At 47.1% G+C, this 23880-nt stretch carries 14 protein-coding genes, 1 pseudogene and 1 riboswitch; of the genes and pseudogenes, 9 read left to right on the top strand and 6 right to left on the bottom strand.

The window, feature by feature from the left end:
* Nucleotides 1-4: 4 nt before the first annotated feature.
* The 3 genes from IEY09_RS03690 to IEY09_RS03700 all read right to left on the bottom strand — a co-directional run bounded on the left by IEY09_RS03690 (nucleotide 5) and on the right by IEY09_RS03700 (nucleotide 7856).
* Nucleotides 5-1021: a response regulator gene (locus IEY09_RS03690; RefSeq protein WP_037414530.1), complete on the bottom strand. Its 1017-nt coding sequence runs from the start codon at nucleotides 1019-1021 to the stop codon at nucleotides 5-7.
* A 60-nt stretch (nucleotides 1022-1081) separates the two neighbouring features.
* Nucleotides 1082-6367: a PAS domain S-box protein gene (locus IEY09_RS03695; RefSeq protein ID WP_188869897.1), complete on the bottom strand. Its 5286-nt coding sequence runs from the start codon at nucleotides 6365-6367 to the stop codon at nucleotides 1082-1084.
* 130 nt (nucleotides 6368-6497) lie between these two features.
* Nucleotides 6498-7856 (bottom strand): alanine/glycine:cation symporter family protein, encoded by a 1359-nt coding sequence (locus IEY09_RS03700; protein WP_144345424.1) that lies wholly within the window; start codon nucleotides 7854-7856, stop codon nucleotides 6498-6500.
* Nucleotides 7857-8009: 153 nt separating this feature from the next.
* Nucleotides 8010-8132: riboswitch (glycine riboswitch) on the bottom strand.
* 378 nt (nucleotides 8133-8510) lie between these two features.
* Between IEY09_RS03700 and IEY09_RS03705 the strand changes: the two are divergent.
* The 8 genes and pseudogenes from IEY09_RS03705 to napB all read left to right on the top strand — a co-directional run.
* Nucleotides 8511-9032: pseudogene (locus tag IEY09_RS03705) on the top strand (ABC transporter ATP-binding protein); the annotation flags it as partial.
* A 154-nt stretch (nucleotides 9033-9186) separates the two neighbouring features.
* Nucleotides 9187-11877 carry an ABC transporter permease gene (locus IEY09_RS03710; protein ID WP_188869899.1) on the top strand — a complete coding sequence of 897 codons (2691 nt, stop codon included), beginning with the start codon at nucleotides 9187-9189 and terminating at the stop codon, nucleotides 11875-11877.
* 50 nt (nucleotides 11878-11927) lie between these two features.
* A complete protein-coding gene (locus tag IEY09_RS03715; RefSeq protein ID WP_188870082.1) occupies nucleotides 11928-13151 on the top strand; it encodes a lipocalin-like domain-containing protein in 1224 nt (407 codons plus the stop codon).
* Between the two features lie 268 nt (nucleotides 13152-13419).
* The gene (locus IEY09_RS03720) at nucleotides 13420-13704 is read left to right on the top strand and encodes a chaperone NapD (RefSeq protein WP_037414522.1); all 285 of its coding nucleotides are present in this window, start codon (nucleotides 13420-13422) and stop codon (nucleotides 13702-13704) included.
* On the top strand, nucleotides 13701-16181 hold the full coding sequence (gene napA / locus IEY09_RS03725; protein ID WP_188869901.1) for a nitrate reductase catalytic subunit NapA: 2481 nt from the start codon (nucleotides 13701-13703) through the stop codon (nucleotides 16179-16181). Before IEY09_RS03720 ends, napA begins: the two co-directional genes overlap by 4 nt.
* A 51-nt stretch (nucleotides 16182-16232) precedes the next feature.
* The gene (gene napG, locus IEY09_RS03730) at nucleotides 16233-16967 is read left to right on the top strand and encodes a ferredoxin-type protein NapG (protein ID WP_047535020.1); all 735 of its coding nucleotides are present in this window, start codon (nucleotides 16233-16235) and stop codon (nucleotides 16965-16967) included.
* 41 nt (nucleotides 16968-17008) lie between these two features.
* The gene (gene napH / locus IEY09_RS03735) at nucleotides 17009-17962 is read left to right on the top strand and encodes a quinol dehydrogenase ferredoxin subunit NapH (protein ID WP_229777697.1); all 954 of its coding nucleotides are present in this window, start codon (nucleotides 17009-17011) and stop codon (nucleotides 17960-17962) included.
* Complete coding sequence (gene napB / locus IEY09_RS03740) at nucleotides 17959-18390, top strand: nitrate reductase cytochrome c-type subunit NapB (RefSeq protein WP_037429719.1); 432 nt, start codon at nucleotides 17959-17961, stop codon at nucleotides 18388-18390. Before napH ends, napB begins: the two co-directional genes overlap by 4 nt.
* Before the next feature lie 164 nt (nucleotides 18391-18554).
* On the opposite strand, the gene IEY09_RS03745 is transcribed toward napB, so the two are convergent.
* Complete coding sequence (locus tag IEY09_RS03745; protein ID WP_037414512.1) at nucleotides 18555-18707, bottom strand: hypothetical protein; 153 nt, start codon at nucleotides 18705-18707, stop codon at nucleotides 18555-18557.
* A 94-nt stretch (nucleotides 18708-18801) separates the two neighbouring features.
* On the opposite strand from IEY09_RS03745, the gene IEY09_RS03750 reads away from it, so the two are divergent.
* Nucleotides 18802-19683: a LysR family transcriptional regulator gene (locus IEY09_RS03750; RefSeq protein ID WP_037414510.1), complete on the top strand. Its 882-nt coding sequence runs from the start codon at nucleotides 18802-18804 to the stop codon at nucleotides 19681-19683.
* A 103-nt stretch (nucleotides 19684-19786) separates the two neighbouring features.
* Here IEY09_RS03750 and fusA read toward each other — a convergent pair whose 3' ends face one another.
* Both fusA and IEY09_RS03760 read right to left on the bottom strand, forming a co-directional pair.
* Nucleotides 19787-21880 (bottom strand): elongation factor G, encoded by a 2094-nt coding sequence (gene fusA, locus IEY09_RS03755; protein ID WP_047535016.1) that lies wholly within the window; start codon nucleotides 21878-21880, stop codon nucleotides 19787-19789.
* A 438-nt stretch (nucleotides 21881-22318) separates the two neighbouring features.
* Nucleotides 22319-23770 carry a diguanylate cyclase gene (locus IEY09_RS03760; RefSeq protein ID WP_188869903.1) on the bottom strand — a complete coding sequence of 484 codons (1452 nt, stop codon included), beginning with the start codon at nucleotides 23768-23770 and terminating at the stop codon, nucleotides 22319-22321.
* Between the last annotated feature and the right edge of the window lie 110 nt (nucleotides 23771-23880).

The raw sequence follows: 23880 nt of genomic DNA on the forward strand, positions 1-23880 counted from the left end.
TGCTTTAATGTTCAAAATAAGTATCTCGAATCGCCACCACCTCGGGCAGAATTTGCTTAAATTCGGCCACCAGCTTAGGGTCAAAGTGTTGCCCTGCTTGGCTTTCGAGTAACTCGAGCGTGGCCTCTATTGTCCAAGGCTCCTTGTAAGGACGGCGCGAAGTCAGCGCGTCAAAGACGTCCGCTATCGCCACAATCCGACCTTCGATCGGAATATTTTCCCCAGACAAGCCATTAGGATAACCCGAACCATCCCATTTCTCATGGTGGGTTAAGGCGATACGCCGCGCCATTTGCAGCAGTGGGTCGCCATGCTCACCAATGATCTCAGCACCAATGGCGGCATGTTGCTGCATGATTTTCCACTCTTCGGCATCGAGCTTACCCGGCTTTTTCAGTACCGCATCGGGCGTGCCGATTTTGCCAATGTCATGCATAGGCGCCGCGTTATACAACAACTCACAGAAAGTACTCGGTAAACCGAGTTTGATAGCGAGCAGCCGCGCATAATGGCTCATACGCACAACGTGCAGACCCGTTTCGTTGTCTTTGTATTCGGCGGCGCGACCTAAACGGCGAATGATTTCAAAGCGGGTTTCTTCTAACTCTTGGGTACGTTCTTTAACTTGTTGCTCTAGCAAGCGTTTTTGATCGTACAGCGCGAGATGAGTTTTGACTCGCGCCTTCACCACGGGAGCGCTGACTGGTTTGGTAATGTAGTCAACCGCACCTAAGGCAAAGCCCTGTGCTTCATCGGCAACCTCAGATAATGCCGTCACAAAAATCACAGGGATGTGGCAAGTTAAGGGCTCCTGTTTAAGCTGCTTACAGACTTCATAACCATTCATGCCGGGCATCATGACATCGAGTAAAATTAAATCAGGCAGTGTTTTGGCTACAAGGGCTAGCGCCCTTGGTCCATCAATCGCGACTTTGACCTTATAGTCATCACCGAGTATGCCCACCAAAATATCGATATTTTCTGGAGTATCATCGACGACTAATATTGTTGCCTTATCCATCAACACATTCACCTTTCCAGTGGCTTTATCAATGATCAATATTGCGCATAATTGACCGTTTTACGTTAAGTCTACAAGTACTTCATCAATCAACTCGACGGCCTCATCGAATTGATATTGATTAATCATCGTTAGCGCTGGACTCAACTGCTGCCATAACTGAGCACTCACTTGCGGTTTAAGTGCATCCATTTGGACGACTGCATCGGAATCCGCTTCTTCTAAACTTTGGCGTAATCGCGTTAAGGCCTCAATGAGGGCTTCTGGTGGTAAATGCTCCGCCGTCGGCCCACTAGATTCTTCAAACTCAGGTTTAACTTTTTCAATTGCTTGGCAAATCGATGCCACTAACGTTTGGATTTGGTCCAACTCCGCTTGGAACTCAGTATTTTCACTTAAGTGAAGTTCCAATTGCCGAGCCAATTCCGCAAGCGTTGTGGAACTTAAATTGCCCGCAAGTCCCTTAAGCGTATGGGCCATTCGCACCGCATCCTCACGTTTATTGCTGGCAACGGCCTTGTTGATTTGCTCGACAACATTACGTTGGCTAGTCACAAAACGATCAAAGATCCTTTGGTAAAGGCGCGTGGAGTTTTGCACTAGCTGCAAGCCTCTATCAATATCAAGCTCAGGGTGTTCAGGCCATTTCACGACAGAATCAACATCAATATTCACAGGCTTAGGTGAATCATTAATAAGCTCTTGAGGCGGTAACGGTGCACCTAAATATTTTAGGAGGGTTTGATACAGTAAGTTAACCTCTATCGGCTTGGCGATATGATCATTCATTCCCGCTCTTAAACACATTTCCTTGTCGCCAGCCATGGCATTGGCGGTCATTGCTATCACAGGTAATTGTGCTAACTCGGGCCTTTGTCTCAGTGCTTTTGTTGCCTGATAACCATCCATCACTGGCATTTGACAATCCATCAATACCAAATCAAAACTCTGTTGAGCTAACTTATCCAACGCAATTTGGCCGTTGGTGGCAATGGATAAAATAATCCCCACTTGCTCTAAAAATTCGGTCGCCACCTCAAGGTTCATTTCGTTATCTTCGACTAACAGAATACGCTTACCTTTAAGGGGCAATAATAACTCAGGCGCAATACTGTCTTGATGGCGCCTGACGGGTAGGAACCCTGCGCGACCAAGTGCGTTCATAATGCCATCAAGCAATCTTGATGCGCTGATAGGTTTGCTGATGTAGCCCGCTAACCCAAGTTGCTCGATTTGGGTCAAGAAATCTTGATTCGCATGGGCTGATACCATCAAGATACGCGGCGCTTTTTTTGCCCGTTGCAGGATTTGTTTTGCGGTTTCGAGCCCATCAAGATGTGGCATTTTCCAATCAATCAATGCCACAGCATAATCCTGCTGACTGCACCGCATCACCGCCTCGTCGCCAGAACGCACTGTATCCACTTGAAAGCCCATGCTCTCTAGAGTGGTTCGCATAATGTCCCTTGCGGTGGCATTGTCGTCGACAACTAATACTAGCATACCTTCAAGCTCTTGACCTACAATGAGCTTTTGTCCACTGGAGATGCGCAATTTAACGGTAAAAAAGAAAGTACTGCCATGGCCTTGCTGGCTTTCGACCCCGATACTTCCCCCCATTAATTCGACCAGTTGTTTACAAATCGCCAGCCCTAATCCTGTACCACCATATTTACGGGTAGTAGACGTGTCTGCTTGCGTAAACGACTTAAACAGTTTGGCTTGTTGTTCATGGGTTAACCCTATGCCACTGTCACGCACACTACAACGTAATATGACATCATCGTTTTGCTGCTCGACCAAGCTGAGGGACAGTAATACCTCTCCTCTTTCGGTAAATTTGATCGCATTATTCATTAGGTTGATCAGCACTTGCCCCAACCGCAACGGATCGCCAAGCAGATAACGTGGAACATTGGGTGCGACAGCAAACAGCAATTCAATCTGCTTTTGAGCCGCCCTTTCGGAGAAGATATCGCTCAAATCTTCAAGCATGGTATCGAGTTGAAAAGGCACATTTTCGATATCAAGCTTGCCAGCTTCAATCTTAGAAAAATCAAGGATATCGTTAATGATTGATAATAAAGATTGCGACGCGCGCTCAATTTTTTCGAGATAATTTTTCTGTTTTTTGTCTAGATCAGTCTGTAAGCAAAGTTGCGACATCCCGATAATGGCATTCATTGGCGTGCGGATTTCATGGGACATATTCGCGAGGAAGTCGCCTTTTGCCTTACTGGCGGCATCAGCCTCTTCCTTTGCAACAAGTAATTGTTCTGAAAGCAGTTTTAACTCAGTCATATCGACCATGCTTACCACAGCTGACTCAAATTGGTTCTGGCTGTCCAATAAGCTTGAAACGTTAACTGTCATCCATAAATGCTCACCGGAGGGACGAATAAAGCTTCTTTCCCCTCGGTAGTGATCAACTTTACCTTCTACAAGTTCCTTAAACTGCGCTTTTGCAACTTCTTTATCCTGTGCACTCAAGACATCAAAAATAGGCGTACTACGTAATTCATTACGGCTCAGCCCCATATCCTCACAGAATTGATCATTACAATCGAGGATAAGTCCTTTGATATCGACATTCACGATACCAATGGTTGCCCCATCAAATAAGGCCTTAAAGTGCGCCTCACTGACCGCAAGTTCTTCTTCAATAGACTTGCGTTCAGTCACATCCATCACATAGCCATTCCAGATAATGGCGCCATCATCGGCATAATGACCACTGGCTCCGGCTTCCATCCAGCGAATGCCACCATTAGGATGACGATAGCGGAACTCGCGGATCCAGCTTAATTTATCGTCACTCATTCCCTCAAGCGCGCGTATAACTTCTGGTCGTTCCTCATCAAAAATCCGCTCAGCAATAATATTAAAGTTACTGAGTAAATCTTCGCGGTGTAAGCCCAACATGTGAAATGCTGCGCCAGAAAGGAAGGTAAAACGGCGATCGCTAGGAGAAACCCAGCGCAATTGATACACAGTACAAGGAATAGACTCAGTGATATTGGTTAATTGCAGCCGTGAAGCTTCAAGCTCGACGATGGCTAACTTACTCTTGGTTATATCGTCAATACTGCCGTCAAACCATAGGGGAAAACCCTCTTCGGTATAACTCGCCTTGCCCTTTTCATGCACCCAACGGATGCTACCGTCACGGTGGCGAATACGATATTCCACCTCAAAGGTTTCCTGCTGCGCGAGGGCTCTATCAATATGCTGATGACACAGCTCGCGATCTTCCTCCAAAATCAATGAAGCAAAGCTACGTTGACGATTCTCAATAAACTGGCTCGCGGCATAACCGGTAATATCGGCAATATTGTCACTGACATATTCCATCACCCACTCCTCGCCGATGCGAGTGCGGTAGACAGCCCCAGGAATATTGGTTACCAAACCACGGAAGCGAACTTCACTATCACGGATTTTTTGTTCAACCGCTATTTTTTGGGTCATATCACGGATCGATGCGGCCACTTGGCGACGACCATCAAAATCACTCGGTAAAATACTTAAGGCGATTTCGGCAACAAACTCATCCCCATCAGACTTAAGTGCCCGCACATGGCGTGCATTTGCCATCGGCCTATCACGCCCCTCACGTAGAAACTGTAATCTTTCTTTAGCATGGGGACTCCTTAAATCTTCGGGTAGCAAAGCTTCAATTTGTAATCCCAACATAGCTTTTGCGTCATAACCAAAGAGCTGCTGACAGCGACTATTGCTAAATACTATTTGGCCACTCTGATCGACAATCAGCATGGCCTCAGGTGCGGCCTCAAGTACCGCGCTAGACCAAGCAGCGGCGGAAAATTGCTCTGTCACATCGGTAAATAGCATCTCCACCGACATTAACTCGCCAGTATCTGACACTAAAGGCTGCATAAAAACATCGAGCCGCCTTGACTGACCTTTTGAATCGATGAGTTCAACTTGATGTGAAGGGACGTTCTGCCCTTTGAGTGCCAGATCGGTGTATTCCCAGTTTTTCTCATTAAGGGGATTGGCCGAAAACAATCTTTGATATTTGCGCTTAAGTAATTCGGGCGGTATGCCCAATACTTTGGTTACCCCTTCACTGACCTGTGCAAGTTGTCCGTCAGGATCAAGTGAGCAATAAAAGGATTTATCGCTCATACCATCGATCAAGCGAGCGAAGCGGTTACCGCGGGAATCTAAAATAGCTTGCTCACGCTGAGCAAGCAGATCTGCCATTTTGTTAAAGGTTTCACTTAAGGTCACTATCTCGCTAATCGCACCTTTAGGGATAACCAACTGCTGTGTTTTACCTTGACCGAAAGCCAAAATGCCGGATTCAAGGGTTTCCAGTGGACGAGTTAACCGTTTAGCGGCGATATAGCAGGTCAATAACAGCAGTAAGGTTAATAAACTTAAGTTGAGGACAACTGAGGAAATATCGTCCAGTAGCGAGGTAAATAACTCCTGCTGTGGCACCATAACAACCACGTGCCATTTTAACTTTGCCACTTCTGCAATGCTGGCAAGATAAACTGTACCAGTATCATCAACAAAACTGGCTTGCCCAGTCAGCCCATCTTCCAGCAAAGCGCCAAAGGTATTATTTTTGTGATTTCCTTTATCCAGCCATTCCGAGACTGATGTGGCTAAAACCTTTTCTTTATCCCCATGAAAGATAAGCCGACCTTGCTCATCTAATATCATCAGCCGATTAGGGGCTATCCCTAGTTGCTCAGGTAATCTATCTAAGGCCAAATCAACGGTTGTAACCCCAAAATAGTTCGGCTGCACTCCAAAAGGAACCGCATAAGTAATCATTAAAGTATTACCAGCACCCTCGTCGAAATAGGCTTTTGACCAATAACCTTCGACCTTATTGATGGCTTGCGTCCACCAATCCCAAGTCCCATCGGTATAATCGTACCCCTCGGCGCCAATATCTAAATAATGGAAACTATTACCACTGCGGTATACATAGGGAGAAAAAAGTTTTTTATTGAGAAAAGTGCCCGGTTTAAAGGCAACGGCAGAACCATAAAAATCGGGGTTACGCTCGAGGCGATTAGTTAAGACTTTTTGCAGCTTATCAGAATCGTTAATATCATTCTTGTCAGCCAAAAAACCAATAAAATCAGCAAGCCCTTGAGTATTTGTTTGAGCGTGTTCGAGTAATAATTGCAATCGAGAGGCTGAATGTGCCGACTGTTGAGCTAAATGATCGTAAAGCCGCTTTTCAAGGGAAAGATAATTAAACCATGAAGTAATCCCATAAACGGCCGCCATGATAAGAATCAAAGGCAGCGCAATATGGGATAAAATTTTGCTGCGGAAAGTACGAAGTTTACTTTTATCCATGGCGTCGCCTCAAAGCCCCCGTTTTAAGTCCCCCCCTTTTTTGGGGTAGCTCTTATAAAGTAAACGAAGAACGCTGTGGCGACAATCTCAAAGTTAAAATAATGTGAACTAATATATTGTTTTCACAACATTAATAAACAGGGTTTAGCGTACGGTTAGTGAATGTTCGAACAAAATAGCTTTGCGTTTCAGCAATGATAATGTGCCGCAATCCAATAATCGCAATCAAATTAGGTATGGCCATTAAGCCATTTACCGTATCAGCCAGTAACCAAATCACATCCAATTTGATAAAAGCCCCACCAGCAATCAGGCCTAAAAACAAGATTTGATAGGCACGCAGCCCGCGCTCGCCCACTAAGTAGTACCAGCAACGTTCACCATAGTAATGCCAGCCTAAAATGGTCGTAAACGCAAAGCAGACCAAGGCGATAGTGACTAAATACTGGCCGATGGCAGCCGATCCGCCTAAGCTAAACGCCGCACTGGTCATGGCCGCGCCCGCAGTGTCACCGCTCCATACCCCAGTGATGATGAGCACTAATCCCGTCATAGTGCAGATGATAATAGTATCGAAAAAGGTGCCCGTCATACTCACTAAGCCCTGCTCGACGGGCTCATTGGTTTTTGCCGCAGCCGCAGCAATGGGCGCACTACCTAAGCCTGACTCATTAGAAAATACCCCGCGGGCAATCCCCATTTGAATCGCTTGCGCTACGGTCGCCCCTAAAAATCCCCCAGCAGCCGATACTGGCGTAAAAGCCGACTCCACCACTAATTGCAACGCGGGTAGAATGGCATCGGCAAAAACCACTAAAATCCACACACAGGCCAACACATAACCAATTGACATCGCCGGTACTAACTTTTGCGCCACATTGGAGATACGTTTGACGCCACCTAAGGTGACAGCCGCCACCAGCAGGGTTAGCACTAGCGCAGTCGCCCATGTTGGTACATCAAAGGCGATAGTTAAGGCATCACTTATCGCATTCACTTGAGCAAAAGTCCCAATGCCGAAAAACGCTACCCCCACGCCAAACAGCGCAAATAACTTCGCCATCCAACGCAAACCGAGGCCTCGCTCGATGTAATACATCGGGCCACCGGCAATCTGTCCACGCGCATCCGTAGTGCGGTATTTTACCGCCAACATACACTCGGCATACTTAGTCGCCATGCCAAAAAAGGCAGCAAGCCACATCCAAAATAACGCACCAGGGCCGCCCATCTTAATCGCCGTTGCGACCCCAACAATATTGCCCGTACCTATGGTTGCAGACAATGCAGTACAAAGCGCGGCGAAGGACGATAGATCACCATGCCCCTTAGCGGGTTTGAACAATAGGCTAAGCGCCATTGGCAGACGAAATACTTGGATAAGCTTTAGTCGCGCAGTGAGATAAATCCCTGTGCCAACTAACAAACAAAGTGTGATAGGACCCCAGACAATACCGTTTAGGCTGCTGAGTAAGGCTTCAAAACTCATGATATTCCTCAATTATTAAACAACTAAATTAATAAAGGAGGAGGAAAAGAAATGGCTGTGACACATCGCTGCCAGCCTAAAGAAATACCATCTCCCCAGCCAATAACGGCAGGAAAATAGTCCACAAAGACAAACGACAGGGACTGTGCAGTCATCCTCTCCTCTGTCCTTTTGCCTGAGCGTTTCGCGTCGCTTAACACACTGCGACACTTTCGCCTTCGGCGCCACCTATTATTGCAAGTTAATGCAATCGGTAGTCTCTCCAGAGGCTCGTCCAGTAACAGTCCACGCCTTGCGGCACCTGAAAGAGTGCTTTGTTTATGGAATGCTTCCAACAACAAAGTTGCCTCGTCGGTGTGGGGTTAATTCCCCACTCTCCTGCTACCTTCATCCGAACGGATTGTTAAAACGATAGCCCGCTATCGTTTTAACAGGGCGCACAGCATGCAACAAACACCACAATAGCTCAAGCCCATTTGCTCACAGAAATGAGAGCCAAGCCGTTAATCGCAGAAAACTCAAACAGGCTCAATCCTAAGTCTTAATCGATGTGAATTGATCTAACTTGGCCAAATATCGGTATCTATAGGATTATAAAATGCTTTATCTTTAGCCTAATGCCTAGGTTGGTAAAATCCCAATTGGAAGAGATAGATGAAAGAAGTCGCCAAGCTTATCCAAGTAAGTAAAAGTTTTCGCGACGGCGAGCAGCGCCACACTGTGCTGCAAGCGGTCGATTTAACTTTGCATCAAGGGGAGACTATCGCACTCACCGGCCCAAGTGGCAGCGGCAAAAGCACTTTACTGAATCTGATTGCGGGCTTTGAAACGGCAGACAGTGGCCAGATAGTGCTGAATCATCAATCCACCACCAAGTGGCAAGATAAGCAATGGAGTGAGTTTAGGCGTACCCATTTAGGCGTGGTATTCCAGCAATTTAATTTACTCACTCCGCTGAATGTTAAAAATAATATCGGCTTTTCCCTGCACCTTAACGGTGATAGCTGGAATCCTTGGTGCGATTATTTGGTGGAAAAGCTCGGGTTAGCGGCATTGTTAAACCGGCAGGTTGAAGCGCTTTCCGGCGGACAACAACAACGGGTCGCGATAGCCAGGGCATTAGCCCACAATCCGAGTTTACTGCTGGCCGACGAACCCACAGGTAACTTAGATGACGAATCTGGTAAACAGGTGATGTCACTACTATGCGAACTTGCCAAAGAGAGCCAAACCAGCATTTTGATGGTCACCCACAGCGAAGAGTGCGCCGCCTTTATGAACAAACGCTGGCATCTGTCCCACGCCGCAGTATCGATCTCCGGCTAACATGATGAATAACACACAACCAGAAAATAAAGCCAATCCATACAATAACTTAAATAAGAGTGGGCAATGGCTGCGTATCACTTGGGTACTCAAGGTATTTTTAGCCCATTATCGCCACGCGCCATTGCAGGCTGGAGCGATTTTACTCGGAATCGCCCTCGCCGTGACGCTGCTCATCGGGGTAAAAGCCACCAACGATAATGCGATTCGTAGCTATAGCGAAGCCACAGAGCTCTTAAGTCAGCGGGCCGATGTACTGCTGACCTCACCCGTTGGCCAAGATAATCTCGATGAATCGGTGTATTTCAGTTTAAGGCAGGCTGGGATTAGCCAAAGTCTTGCGGTAGTCAGTGGCAGAGTTGCTGGCCAAAACGGCCAGTATTGGCAAATTGAAGGCAGCGATATTGTCGCGGCATTGACTGCCACATTAACCTCAAAAAACGCTTCACCGTCCTCAAATAACAAGGCAACGGCTAATTCTACTGTCTCAATGGGAGATCTGCCCCTTGCCGACCTAATGAGCGGTGAGCCCGTGGTGGTGATGAGTGACAGTCTAGCCAGTAAAATCGCGCCCAATGGCCAGCTCAGCCTAGCTCAATCCATAACACCATCGACCCTAAAAGTGAGCCGTGTCGATGATAGTTGGGGACTTGGCAGCGCCATCTTGACCGATATTTCCCTCGCCCAAAACTTACTTGGGATGCAGGGCAAACTCAGTTATATCGCCCTATTTAGCGATAGGGATAAGCTAGCCGCGTTAAAACAACGGCTCGACACCTTAGGTATCACCCCAGATCTCGCCAGCTACAGTCAGCAGGATCAAGGGCAAGCCTTAATGGCGCTTACCCGCAGTTTTCATTTAAATCTCAATGCGATGAGTATGTTAGCCTTTGTGGTTGGGCTGTTTATTGCCTATAACGGCGTGCGTTACAGCCTAATGAAACGCCAACGTCTGCTGATTCAACTGCTGCAACAGGGGCTAGAACGACTCGATGTGATGCTTGCCCTGCTCGCCGAATTACTATTTTTGGTTATCTTAGGCTCGGTAATCGGGTTTATCTTAGGTTTACAACTCAGCCATTGGCTACAACCTATGGTTGCCATGACGCTAGAGCAGCTCTATGGTGCCCACTTGCTGCCGGGCATTTGGCAATGGCATTGGTTAGCACAGGCGATCGCGCTCACCTTAGTAGCAGCGCTTGCTGCTTGCATGCCCTTGTATTTTGATCTTACGCGCCAATCCCTTGCCCAAGGCGCTAACCGTTATCAGCAAACTAAGGCCCACAACCAAACCCACCAGCGGCAATTTATCTTAGCCTGTGGGTTACTCGTACTCGCGGCGATACTGTTTCCCTTCAGCCAAAGTTACAACACCAGTTTGATATTACTAGGCATAGTGACGGTCGCGATTCCTCTGCTGTTGCCCCAAGTATTGCATTGGGGAGTAAGCTTACTGCTCCCCTTCACTCGCCCAGGGCTTAAGCACTATTTGCTCGCCGAAACCCGCGAGCTTATCGCGCCACTTTCCCTTGCGATGATGGCCATTTTGCTGGCATTAAGCGCAAATGTGGCGATGAATACCCTAGTGGGCAGCTTTGAGCAGACCCTAAGAAGTTGGTTAGAAACCCGCTTACATGCCGATTTATACCTGCGCCCTAGTGCTAACCGTATGGCTGATGTGCGGGATAAATTAAGCCAAGATCCTCGTGTCAGCGGCTTATATCAACAATGGCAAGTCGATGGCGAGATGTCGACCCAAGGTCCAACAGCTCAAACGATCCCCGTGAATCTTATCAGCCGTGATGATGAATCGATAAAGTACACAAGTACACTCAAGGACAGTTTACCTGACCTATGGCAACACTATTTTGGCGGACAATTTGTCTTGGTGAGTGAGCCAATGGCGATTAAGTATCAGTTGATGCTGGGCGATAAAGTCACTTTAAACGTGCTCGATAAAACCACCAATAACCAAGTGGTTATCGCAGGAATTTATTACGACCATGGTAATACCCGCAATGAGCTCATTATTAGCCATCAACTGTGGCAACAGGCACAACTGCCACTGTTACCCATCAGCCTTGCGGCCAGTTTTCATCCTCTGGAACAAGCTGATAAATCATCCTCATCAGTGCTAACGCAACCAATACCCACGAACGGCAAGCGCAGCGAGGCCGAACTGGATGAACTTCAAATGCAGCTCGCCACAGAGCTAGAGTTGGCTCAGGCACAAATTTATAGCCAAGCCAACATAAAGGCCCAAGCCATTGCCATGTTTAAACGCACTTTTTCAATCACTTTAGTGCTCAATAGTTTAACCTTGCTGGTGGCCGCCATTGGGCTATTCAGCGCCTGCTTAATGTTAACCCAAGCACGGCAAGCACCACTGGCACGGCTTTATTCCCTTGGGGTGAGTCGCAGCAAACTGCGTACTATGGTATTTAGCCAAATGCTGCTGGTTGTGGTAATCACTTGCCTGATTGCGATGCCTACGGGCGCTCTGCTGGGGTATTTATTAATCGATAAAATCACCCTGCAAGCCTTTGGTTGGACCATCCAAATGATCTGGGACTGGTTTGCTTATGCCAAAGCCATCCTCATCGCACTGGTGACTTGTACCTTAGCCGTGCTCTTACCGCTTTACTGGCAAACCCGCAGGCCGCTAATCGCCAGTTTGCAGCAGGAAACCCTATGAACAGTCGTCCATATACCATTACCCAATTGAAAGTGAATGGTTTACTCACAATGAACTGGCTTAAGTGCCGTACAAACGCACGCTTAATCAGTCAACTCATCATCGGTGGATTACTCTTTTTCACAATAAGCGGCTGCGATAATGCGCCCGCGAGCGTTTCAGAATCCAAATCCATGGGAGCTTTGCTAGGGCAAACAAAAGAAGGCGAAATAACCTCAACGCAACAAGCCTTTGCCAAGGTGACACCTGAGCATCAGTTTCATTTTCCCCAAGATCATCTTGCCCACAACGGCTTTCGGCAAGAATGGTGGTATCTCACCGCTAACTTAACCACCGAAAAAGGTGAGCAACTTGGCGCGCAATGGACCCAATTTAGGGTGGCACTAAAACCTCAATATACAGAATCGCAAAATGCGCAACCGCCTACCCTTAAGTCCGCTTGGGCAACTGAACAACTCTATTTTGCCCATAGCGCACTGACCTCTAGCGCGGCACATCTGGCCCATGAGAAATGGTCTCGCGGTCATCCAAAGCTTGCCGGCGTCAATGCCAATCCCTATCAAATTCATCTCGATAACTGGCAATGGCAGAGTGAATCGAGCGAGTTATTTCCGGCAACCTTAAGGGTTGAGACCGCAGACTTTAGTTACGCGCTAACGCTGACCAGCCAAGCACCGCTGCAATATCAAGGCGATAATGGCTATAGCATTAAAAACCGCGAGGGTAATGTCGCTTCCTACTACTACAGTCAACCTTTTATCAGCATTACTGGCCAGATCACCCGCCATATCAACATCAATGGCCAAGCCGAAAGTCGGGTAGAGAAAGTCACTGGCCAAGGCTGGCTAGACAGAGAATGGAGCTCACAATTTTTAACTAAAAGCCAGCAGGGTTGGGATTGGTTTGCCCTGCGCCTCAATGATGGTTCGGCGCTAATGCTCTTTCAGTTAAGGGAGCAATCCACCGATAAATCTCAAACTCCATTAGCCTTTTACAGCGCCAGACGAATGTTTGCCGATGGCACAGGCCGCAATATCAACTCCCGAGACACGCCAGATGGAATAAAAATGACGCCGCTTGAATGGCAAACAACCCGCACCGGCAAATACCCCGTAAGCTGGCAAGTCCAAATCCCGACTGAGCAAATCGATATCCGCATCTCACCATTAAATCCCAATAGCGCCATGGCGTTATCCACCTCCTATTGGGAAGGCCCAATCAAACTTAGCGGTAGCCACACTGGCATGGGTTATATGGAGCTCACGGGATATTAATCCACTCATAGTGATGTTTGACTGCCGGATCTTTCGCTAATCTAACCAATCTCGCCATTCCCTCTCCAAAGAGATAGCGATTGTTTAAATTTCAAACTGAGAGTTAGATCACGCGCAAAACTTTGATCCCGATCGACTATCCCCTGCAATACCTCTTGTGAGGTATACCCACATTTTTTATCAGGTCTAGACTCGCAGTTATCCACATTCAGTTGTATAGATGTTTATGCAAAGCAGCTGAGTGCATCTCAAGATAAAGGTCACCGCTATGAGTCAGGAATACCATGTCACCAGCCTCGTGGTACATGCAGCCCCTAATGCCTTGCAACAGGTTGAAGCCGATATTGCCGCGTTAAAAGGCTGCGATATCCACGCCATTTCACCCGAAGGCAAGTTGGTTATTACCCTCGAAGGGAATACCCAAAAAGCCATTCTCGACAATGTTGAAGCCATCAATGGCCTGTCCGGTGTGTTATCCGCCAGTTTGATTTACCACCAAGTAGAACCCCTAGAACAAGAACTGTTAGAAAAAGAGAGTGAGGAAACACTATGAGCATTAGCCGCCGCGAGTTTCTCAAGGCTAACGCAGCGGTTGCCGCTGCGACGGCCGTTGGCGTCACGCTTCCCGTGAAAATGGTTGAAGCCGCCGAGTCAGATAACATCAAGTGGGACAAAGCCCCCTGCCGTTTTTGCGGTGTGGGTTGTAGCGTATTAGTCGGTACTAAAGCGGGTAAAGTGGTTGCCACCAAAGGCGATCCTGAAAGCCCAGTTAACCGCGGGCTAAACTGTATTAAAGGTTACTTCCTGTCGAAAATCATGTACGGCAAGGACAGATTAACCACGCCATTACTACGCATGAAAGACGGCAAATATCATAAAGAAGGCGAGTTTACCCCAGTCAGTTGGGATGTCGCCTTCGATACTATGGCCGCTAAGTGGAAACACAGCATCGCCACTAAAGGCCCAACCTCTGTCGGTATGTTCGGTTCTGGTCAGTGGACGATTTGGGAAGGTTACGCAGCATCTAAACTGCATAAAGCTGGATTCTTAACCAACAACATCGACCCTAACGCCCGCCACTGTATGGCCTCAGCGGTCGTTGGGTTTATGCGTACCTTCGGTATTGATGAACCGATGGGCTGTTACGACGACTTAGAAGCCGCCGATCACTTTGTGCTCTGGGGCGCCAACATGGCCGAGATGCATCCGATCCTGTGGGCACGTTTATCTGATCGCCGTTTAAGCAGTAAAGACTGTCGCGTGCATGTGCTATCCACCTTCGAGAACCGTAGCTTCGATCTTGCGGATAACCCGATGGTTTTCCATCCGCAATCTGATCTGGTGATCCTCAACTATATCGCCAACTACATCATTCAAAACAAAGCGGTAAATACCGACTTTGTGACTAAACACACTAAGTTTGCCCTCGGTGTAGATGATATCGGTTATGGACTGCGTCCAGATCATCCGTTAGAGAAGAAAGCCAAAAACCCTGGCAACGGTAAATCTAGCCCAATTAGCTTCGAAGAATACGCTAAGTTCGTCAGCACTTATACGCTGGAATACGCAGCAAAAATGAGTGGTGTAGAACCTGAAAAATTAGAAACCTTAGCCAAGGCCTATGCCGATCCTAAGGTGAAGGTTATGAGCCTGTGGACCATGGGGATTAATCAACACGTTCGTGGTGTATGGGCAAACAACATGCTCTACAACATTCACTTACTGACGGGCAAAATCGCAACGCCTGGTAACAGCCCATTCTCACTGACAGGCCAACCTTCAGCCTGTGGTACCGCCCGTGAAGTCGGCACATTCGCCCACCGCTTACCTGCTGATATGGTGGTGGATAATGATAAGCATCGCGCGATTACCGAAAAAATGTGGCAATTGCCTGAAGGCACGATTCCACCAAAACCCGGCTACCATGCCGTACTGCAAAGCCGGATGCTCAAAGACGGTAAGCTAAACTGTTACTGGACTATGTGTACCAATAACATGCAAGCTGGCCCGAATATCAACGAAGAAATGTACCCAGGATTCCGTAATCCTGAAAACTTTATCGTGGTATCCGATCCCTACCCAACCGTCACCGCCATGGCAGCAGACCTTATTCTGCCAACCGCCATGTGGGTCGAGAAAGAAGGCGCCTACGGTAACGCCGAGCGCCGCACCCATATGTGGCATCAACAGGTTAAAGCGCCTGAGGGAGCTAAATCGGATCTGTGGCAATTAGTCGAGTTTTCAAAACGCTTTAAAGTGTCTGAAGTCTGGCCCGCAGAGCTTATCGCTAAAAAGCCTGACTACGCTGACAAGACCCTTTATGAAGTATTGTTTGCCAATGGTGTCATCAACAAGTTCCCGACTACCGATTGTAAGGGCGACCTAAACGACGAAAGTGAACACTTTGGCTTCTATCTACAAAAAGGCATCTTCGAAGAATACGCCGCCTTCGGTCGCGGCCATGGCCATGACTTAGCCGACTTTGACCGTTACCACGAAACCCGCGGCCTACGCTGGCCAGTGGTTGAGGGGAAAGAAACCCTGCGCCGCTTCGTTGAAGGTAGCGATCCTTATGTTAAGGCAGGTGAAGGCTTTAAGTTCTACGGTAAACCCGATGGTAAAGCGGTAATTTTCGCCCTGCCTTACGAACCAGCAGCGGAAGAGCCTAACTCAGAATACGATCTGTGGATGTCTACCGGCCGTGTGCTCGAACACTGGCATACAGGTTCGATGACCGCCCGTGTACCTGAGCTCTATCGCGCCTATCCTGATGCACAAATCTTTATGCATCCTGAAGACGCTAAGGCTCGCGGTCTACAACGTGGTGATGAAGTGATCGTGGCATCTCCCCGTGGTGAGGTCAAAACCCGTGTCGAAACCAAAGGCCGAAACAAACCGCCACGCGGCGTGGTGTTTATGCCCTTCTTCGATGCGCGTCAGTTAGTCAACAAGTTGATTCTGGATGCTACCGATCCACTGTCAAAAGAAACTGACTTTAAGAAGTGCCCAGTAAAAGTGATGAAGGCCTAAGCCCTCATTTGATAGCGATAAGCGTATTTGAAAGCGATTAAGGAGTCTAAGGTGAGTCAGCAAGTGAAGAGTCCATTCACAGTCAAACAAGTCAACCGTCGCCAGTTTTTGGCCACGACGGCTAAGGCTGGCTGTGTGATGGGGCTTGTGGGATTAGGCTTGACGGCCACGGCAAAAAGCCAAGGCCAACTCGCCTCCCAAGCTTGCAGACCGCCGGGAGCCCTTGAAGAAAGCGATTTTCTCTCGGCCTGCGTGCGCTGCGGTTTGTGTGTTGAGGCTTGCCCTTACGACACGCTAACACTGGCACGTTGGTTCGATGGCGCCGCCACTGGCACGCCATTCTTTACCGCAAGACGCATTCCCTGCGAAATGTGTGAGGATATTCCCTGCATCAAAGCCTGCCCATCGGGTGCGCTTGATCCTCAACTTGAGCACATTAGCGATGCCAAAATGGGTATTGCGGTACTGATCGATGAGAAAAATTGCCTTAACTTTAAGGGATTACGCTGTGATGTCTGTTATCGGGTTTGCCCGTTAATCGACAACGCCATCACCTTAGAACGCCAACGCAATCAACATAGCGATCACCACGCCATGTTCTTACCCACAGTCAACAGTGATACCTGCACGGGTTGTGGCAAATGCGAGCACGCCTGCGTACTCGATACCGCCGCCATAAAAGTCTTACCGACGGCATTAGCACTCGGTAAGGCAGCGGAGCATGATACTTATCTCAACACCGAGGAAACCACCTTAGAGATGTTGAATAAGGGGCTGACGTTATGAGCAATGAGTCTATGAGTAACAAGTCTATAAGTCATAAGACCATGAACTCAAAAGCCCGCATGCAAGGCGAGCATGTCGCAGCCATTGCAGAACTCGGTTGGTTTGGCGCACACAAATATTTGCTACTACGCCGCGCAGTGCAATTCGGCTTGTTAGGGCTATTTGCACTAGGGCCGCTACTAGGGATTTGGTTATTTAAGGGTAATTTATCGGCCAGTTTACTGCTCGATATCATTCCCTTTGCCGATCCGCTAGTGAGCTTACAAATGCTCATTAGCGGGCATATTCCCGAGCTTAGCCTATTGATAGGTGCAGCCTTGGTCATACTGTTTTATGCCCTCGCCGGTGGCCGGGTGTTTTGCAGTTGGGTGTGTCCAGTCAATCTGGTAACTGACTCCGCAAGCTGGCTCAGACGTAAACTAAACCTCCCTCGCACCAGCGAGTTACCGCGTAATTTACGTTATTACCTGCTGGCTCTCGTGCTGTTATTGCCACTGCTCACGGGCAACTTGATTTGGGAATGGATTAATCCCGTCCCCTTAGTCTATCGCGCCGTGCTATTTGGCAGTCTCAGTGGTTTATGGATTTTAGCGGCGATATTTCTGCTGGATCTATTTATCGCCGAGCGCGCTTGGTGTGGTCATCTGTGCCCAACGGGCGCCCTATTTGGCTTAATCGGCAAATGGAGCCCCATTAAGATCGTCGCCAGCAAAGCTAGCGCCTGTGATAACTGCATGGATTGCTTTGCCGTATGCCCCGAGCGCCAAGTATTAAAGCCCGCGTTAAAAGGGCAAAATCCGGTAATCACTAGCCCAGACTGCACCCAATGCGGCCGCTGTATCGATGTCTGCGCAAAGCGCGTATTTCGCTATCAAACACGTTTTACGGCCACTCAGGCTCAACTTAGTTCAGGCGATTCGACCGATTGTCACTCGCCATCAACCACTTCACCAATTCGTCAACACATTGCCCCCAAGGCGGAGAATGACCAATGAAAAAAATACTCACCTTAGCCGCGATTGTATTAGCCATCGGCGGCTGCTCAGGCCAACAAGCAGACTCTCAAGCAACACCAGTCAATATCAAATCCCTCGCCGGCGATAGCGCAGTGACCGATATTCGCCCCGCTGATGCTATGCCCGTTTACCCAGCTCGCGGTAAGGCGTTGGAACGCAGTTTTACTGACCAACCGCCACTCATCCCACATAAGGATGATTACAAAATAACCTTAGATAAAAATGGCTGTTTAACTTGCCATAGCTGGGATAAAGCACCACGGATGAAAGCCACACCAGTGGCGAAATCCCACGTTATCGACGATAAGGGCACGCTCAATGGCCATAATTATTTCTGCACCCAGTGCCATGTTGCACAAGCAGAAAACAAAGCGCCTTTAGTTGATAATAAGTTCTCAACTCAGTAAAACAATCCTCCCCTGCCCGCACCAAAGCCACTGATCATCCAGTGGCTTTTTATTATCCATAACAAAATTAGAGATAAACTTAAAAACTCAGTGGGGGAGATGTTGGACGAACTGAAAAATAAGCAGACGGGACAATAGATAAAATGGAAAAGTAAAAACCCAGCCTAGGCTGGGTTAACTTGTTGTTTTGCTTTATGCAAATCACCCGCCGGAGCCGTTACTCTTGTTTGCGCTGCCTTTGCTGTTTGCACATTCTTTGTTTCAGGCATCGCCGCCTGCCACAAAGCACCTACCCATAAACTTGACGTTGACTTCATGACCAAATCTCCTGTTCTGTTAACAAGTTCAAAGTAATACTTAGACCATCATCAGTAAAATGAATTAACGCCATACAATGGATTCCATTTGAGCATGAACATTCCAATCAAGACCTTACAATGTTTTCTGATCTTAGTTGAAACGGAAAACTTCACCCGTGCAGCACAAAAATGCTTTATCACTCAACCAACGCTCAGCAAAATCATCCAAAGGCTTGAAGAAAGCGTAGGAGAAACCCTGCTGATCCGTAACAATCAAAAGGTGGAGCTAACCCAAGCTGGGCAACTGTTTGAACACAGTGCGCGGGAGATCCTCGGACAATGGCATAGATTGCAGGAGGATATGAGTAACTTAAGCGGCCTAAAATCGGGGCGGCTTAGACTCGGTGTCTGCCCCATGATGAGTAGCTTAATTATTGGATTACTGACGAGCTATCGTAAGCGTTATCCAGGGGTTGAACTACAAATGTATGAATACGGGGGATTTGGCTGCGAGCAGGCACTGCTAAATAACAGTTTAGATATTGCCTTTACTGCGTTACCCACAACCCATGAGACTGAGCTAGTCAACCAGCCGCTAACAAAATATCCTCTGTTAGCTTGCCTGCCTGATGGGCACCCGCTTGCGGCTAAGTCATATCTCAACTGGCAAGATTTTGAAGCTTATCCGTTTATTCTCTATAACGAGGACTTCTCACTTGCCAAATTGATAACTCGCCTCAGCCGTAAGGCTGGCGTGCAATTAAATATCGCCTTTCGCAGTGGTCAATGGGACTTTCTTGCAACCATGGTTGAAGCCGACATGGGACTGGCCATATTACCCGAACCTATTTGCCAAAAACTCAGTCACAGCAAACTAGTCTTTAGACCAATGCAACCGGCATTAACTTGGGATTTAGCCCTGATTTGGCGGCAGAACTTACCGTTAACTCCCGCGGCAAATGCTCTACTGGAATTAAGTAAACAAAAAGCGTGAATGCTGACTCGTCAACCGTCTAATGTCAACCAGTGCATCACCCATAAAAAAACCGCTGCTAGCCTAGGCTTAGCAGCGGTTTCTATTTAGAGGAAGTTAAGAATTACTTCTTAGCTTCAGCAGCTTTACGCTCTTTAACTTGCTCAACAACTTTGTCCGCAACACTGTTTGGACATGGGCTGTAGTGTGAGAACTCCATAGAGAACTGACCACGGCCTGAAGTCATTGTACGCAGAGTACCGATGTAACCGAACATTTCTGATAACGGTACGTCAGCCTTAACGCGAACACCCGTTACACCAGCAACTTGGTCTTTGATCATACCGCGACGACGGTTTAAGTCACCGATCACGTCACCCACGTTGTCTTCTGGGCTGAACACGTCAACTTTCATGATTGGCTCAAGCAGTTGTGGTTTAGCTTTAGCCATAGATTGACGGAATGCCGCTTTAGCAGCGATTTCGAACGCGATAGCTGAAGAGTCAACTGCGTGGTAAGCACCGTCAGTCAGTTCAAACTCAACGTCTAACACTGGGAAGCCAGCGATAGTACCGGTGTTCATCATGCTCGCGAAGCCTTTTTCAACTGCTGGCCAGTATTCCTTAGGAACGTTACCACCAACAACTGAAGACTTGAACACGAAGCCAGAGTTTGGCTCACCTGGGCGAATGATGTATTCGATCTTACCGAATTGACCAGAACCACCTGATTGTTTCTTGTGGGTGTATTGGTCTTCAACCATTTGAGTAATAGTTTCACGGTAGGCCACTTGTGGCTCACCTACGATCAGCTCAACACCATAAGTACGCTTCAGGATGTCCACTTTAATATCTAAGTGCAGTTCACCCATACCTTTAAGGATGGTTTCGCCTGAATCTTCGTCAGTTTCTACGCGGAATGATGGATCTTCTGCGATCATCTTACCGATAGCGATAGCCATCTTCTCGCTGCCGCCTTTATCTTTTGGCGCTACTGCAATAGAGATAACTGGCTCTGGGAACACCATGGCTTCCAGAGTACATGGGTGTTTAACATCACACAGTGTGTGACCAGTTTGTACGTTCTTCATACCCACGATTGCGATAATGTCACCAGCTTCAGCTGATTCAATTTCGATACGATCGTTAGCATACATTTCGCACATACGGCCGATACGCTCAGTCTTACCAGTTGCACTGTTAAGAATGGTATCGCCTTTCTTCAGACGGCCAGCATAAATACGTACGAAAGTCAGGGCACCGAAACGGTCATCCATGATCTTGAACGCTAATGCTTTTAATGACTCATCAGCAGAAACGATAGCGTATTCGCCAGTTTCGTTACCTTCTTCGTCAGTTAAAGGTTGTGGATCAACTTCATCTGGCGCTGGCAGATAATCAACAACAGCATCCAGAACCAGTTGCATACCTTTGTTTTTGAAGGCAGAACCACAGAATGTTGGGAAGAATGCCATAGTACGAGTACCCTTACGGATACAACGTTTCAGGTCTTCAACAGATGGCTCTTCGCCTTCCATGTAAGCTTCTAGCAGATCGTCATCTTGCTCAACAGCAGTTTCGATCAGCATTTCACGGTATTCTTCAACTAAGTCAACCATGTCCGCTGGAACATCTTTAACTTCGAAGTTTTCTGGAATACCAGAATCGTCCCATACGTAGGCTTTACGAGTTAGCAGGTCAACAACACCACAGAACTCATCTTCAATACCGATTGGCAGAACCATAACCAGTGGGTTAGCAGCTAAAACGTCTTTAGTTTGCTTAACAACACGTAAGAAGTCAGCACCCATACGGTCTAACTTGTTTACGAAGATGATACGAGCAACTTCAGATTCGTTCGCATAGCGCCAGTTAGTTTCTGATTGAGGCTCAACACCACCAGAACCACAGAATACAGCGATACCGCCGTCAAGAACCTTCAGAGAACGGTAAACTTCAACAGTGAAGTCAACGTGCCCAGGGGTGTCAATAACGTTGAAACGGTGATCTTTCCAGAAGCAGCTTACTGCCGCTGACTGAATGGTAATACCGCGCTCAGCTTCCTGAACCATGAAGTCAGTTGTTGATTCACCATCGTGAACTTCACCGATTTTATGGATTTTACCGGTTAGCTTAAGAATACGCTCGGTGGTCGTGGTTTTACCCGCGTCAACGTGAGCGAAGATACCAATGTTTCTGTATTTGGATAATTCGGTCATGATTCAACTTTAATGATTAGTTTAAGAAGTAGACGGAGTATGCGACAAACCACCGACACACCGCACATCAGATTATTTTAGGCGCATATTGTAAATTGGAACCCCGCTATGCGCAAATGGCTCTTGCAATTTTTCACGATAAAGTCGCGGAAAAAATTAAAAAAAAATAAGAAAAATGCATTAAAACAATTAAATAAAAAAATTTAGCTCAGTTTTCAAACAATTAGTAAAAAGCCTAAAAATAAGCGTTTTTTTACCGATATTGCAGATTTCTCATACTTTAAGGACTCACAAATAGCAAAAGACCAGCCCAATGCAACCTCAATACAAACTTCAACTCAGGTTAAAACTCGGTTTAACCTAAAAGTTGATTAGCATAAATGTGAAATTGATCGAGTAAAGTAGCAATGGGCTTAGCAATGCATCTAATTTCGCAAACTAAGCATTGGATTCATCAATACAAATCTGATTTCTGCCCAAGGCTTTCGCTTGATACAGTGCTTTATCTGCTCGTTCAAAGCAGGACTGCATTGGTTCATTACTCGCTAATTTGGCAATCCCAAAACTACAGGTGAGCCGCACATCACCACTAAAGCGATAATCCTTAATCGCCGCAGCAATCCGCTGGCACAATGAGTTAACTAAAGTAATTGAAGTCTGATGGCAAAGGATCACGAACTCTTCACCTCCCCAACGGGCAACAACATCTGATTCACGCACACAATGCTGCAACACTGTAGACAGCTCCATCAAAATATTATCTCCGACGGCATGACCTAAGGTGTCATTAATCTCTTTAAAGAAATCGATATCTAACATGACAAGGCAGATGCTACTTTCTGTTGCGGTCTCAGAACGATGCTCATGCACAAACTGGCGGTTAAAGTAATGGCGATTATAGAGTTTGGTGAGCGGATCATGGGTAGATAAAAACTCGAGTTCAGTATTGGTTTGTTCTAATTGCCGACGTAGGGCTTCAAGCTGTGTATTTTTATCGGTTAAGCGTCGATTATAGCGACTGATAAAATAAGTCCGAGTCGCAAGTAAGAATATCACCAGCAGAGTACCTGCAATAACTTGATAGATAAGCCAATAGTTAGTCTCATCGATAACAGTAATGTTGTTCCACTTCTGGTAAATCCTAATTCGCTCAAGCTCATCAACATCATCAAGCACTTGATTAAGTATCGGCAGCAGTGCTTCATGGCCTAAACTCACTCCCATGCGTAGTTCATCTTCTGGCCCGCCCCACCCCGCAATTTTAAGATGGTTAAAACCTGTCTGCTGAATATAAGCATTCACCGAAAACATTGACCCAACAAATAAATCAGCGCGCTTATCGAGCACAGCCTCGAGTCCCGCTGGTTCACTGGCCACTTCGATGATTTTGACTCTAGGGTAATATTGCTGAATATACTCAGCGAGACGATAACCTTTAGGCACGGCTAATGTTCGTGAGCCTATGTTTTCAAATCCTTGTAAAAATGGCTGTTCTTTTAGCGAAACCAACACATTTGGCGAGTGAAAATACACATGGCTAAAATGTAAAAATTGCTCTCGGGTAGCGGTTTTATTCAACATTGGAGTTAAATCACAGCGCCCAGTTTGTAAAAAATTAAGGGTTTCAGACCAAGATGTTGTGGGAACAAGAATGAATTTAAGGAGAGAATGGGACTCAATGTAACGAATATAGTCCGATGAGACCCCTACATGTTTTCCCTCTCGTATCGCTTCATAGGGCAACCAGTCGGGATCAACACAGTAACGGACTAACTGCCTACTGCTAGCACCGTCATCAGCGGTTTTGAGATAGCGCGAAGCCAAACGCTCTGCACTCACAGTTAAGGGTGAGCATAAACAGAAGAATAAAAACCAAAATCGACAACCCATGTCGCTTCTCAAATACATTCGTAATTCGCTGACGTAGATAAAAAGTGTATACATGATATTAAGATAATACCAATTCGCTCATCCTAAGCAGAAAAATGCACCGAACCTGA

It is taken from the genome of Shewanella xiamenensis, from assembly GCF_014647135.1.
GTDB lineage: Bacteria > Pseudomonadota > Gammaproteobacteria > Enterobacterales > Shewanellaceae > Shewanella > Shewanella xiamenensis.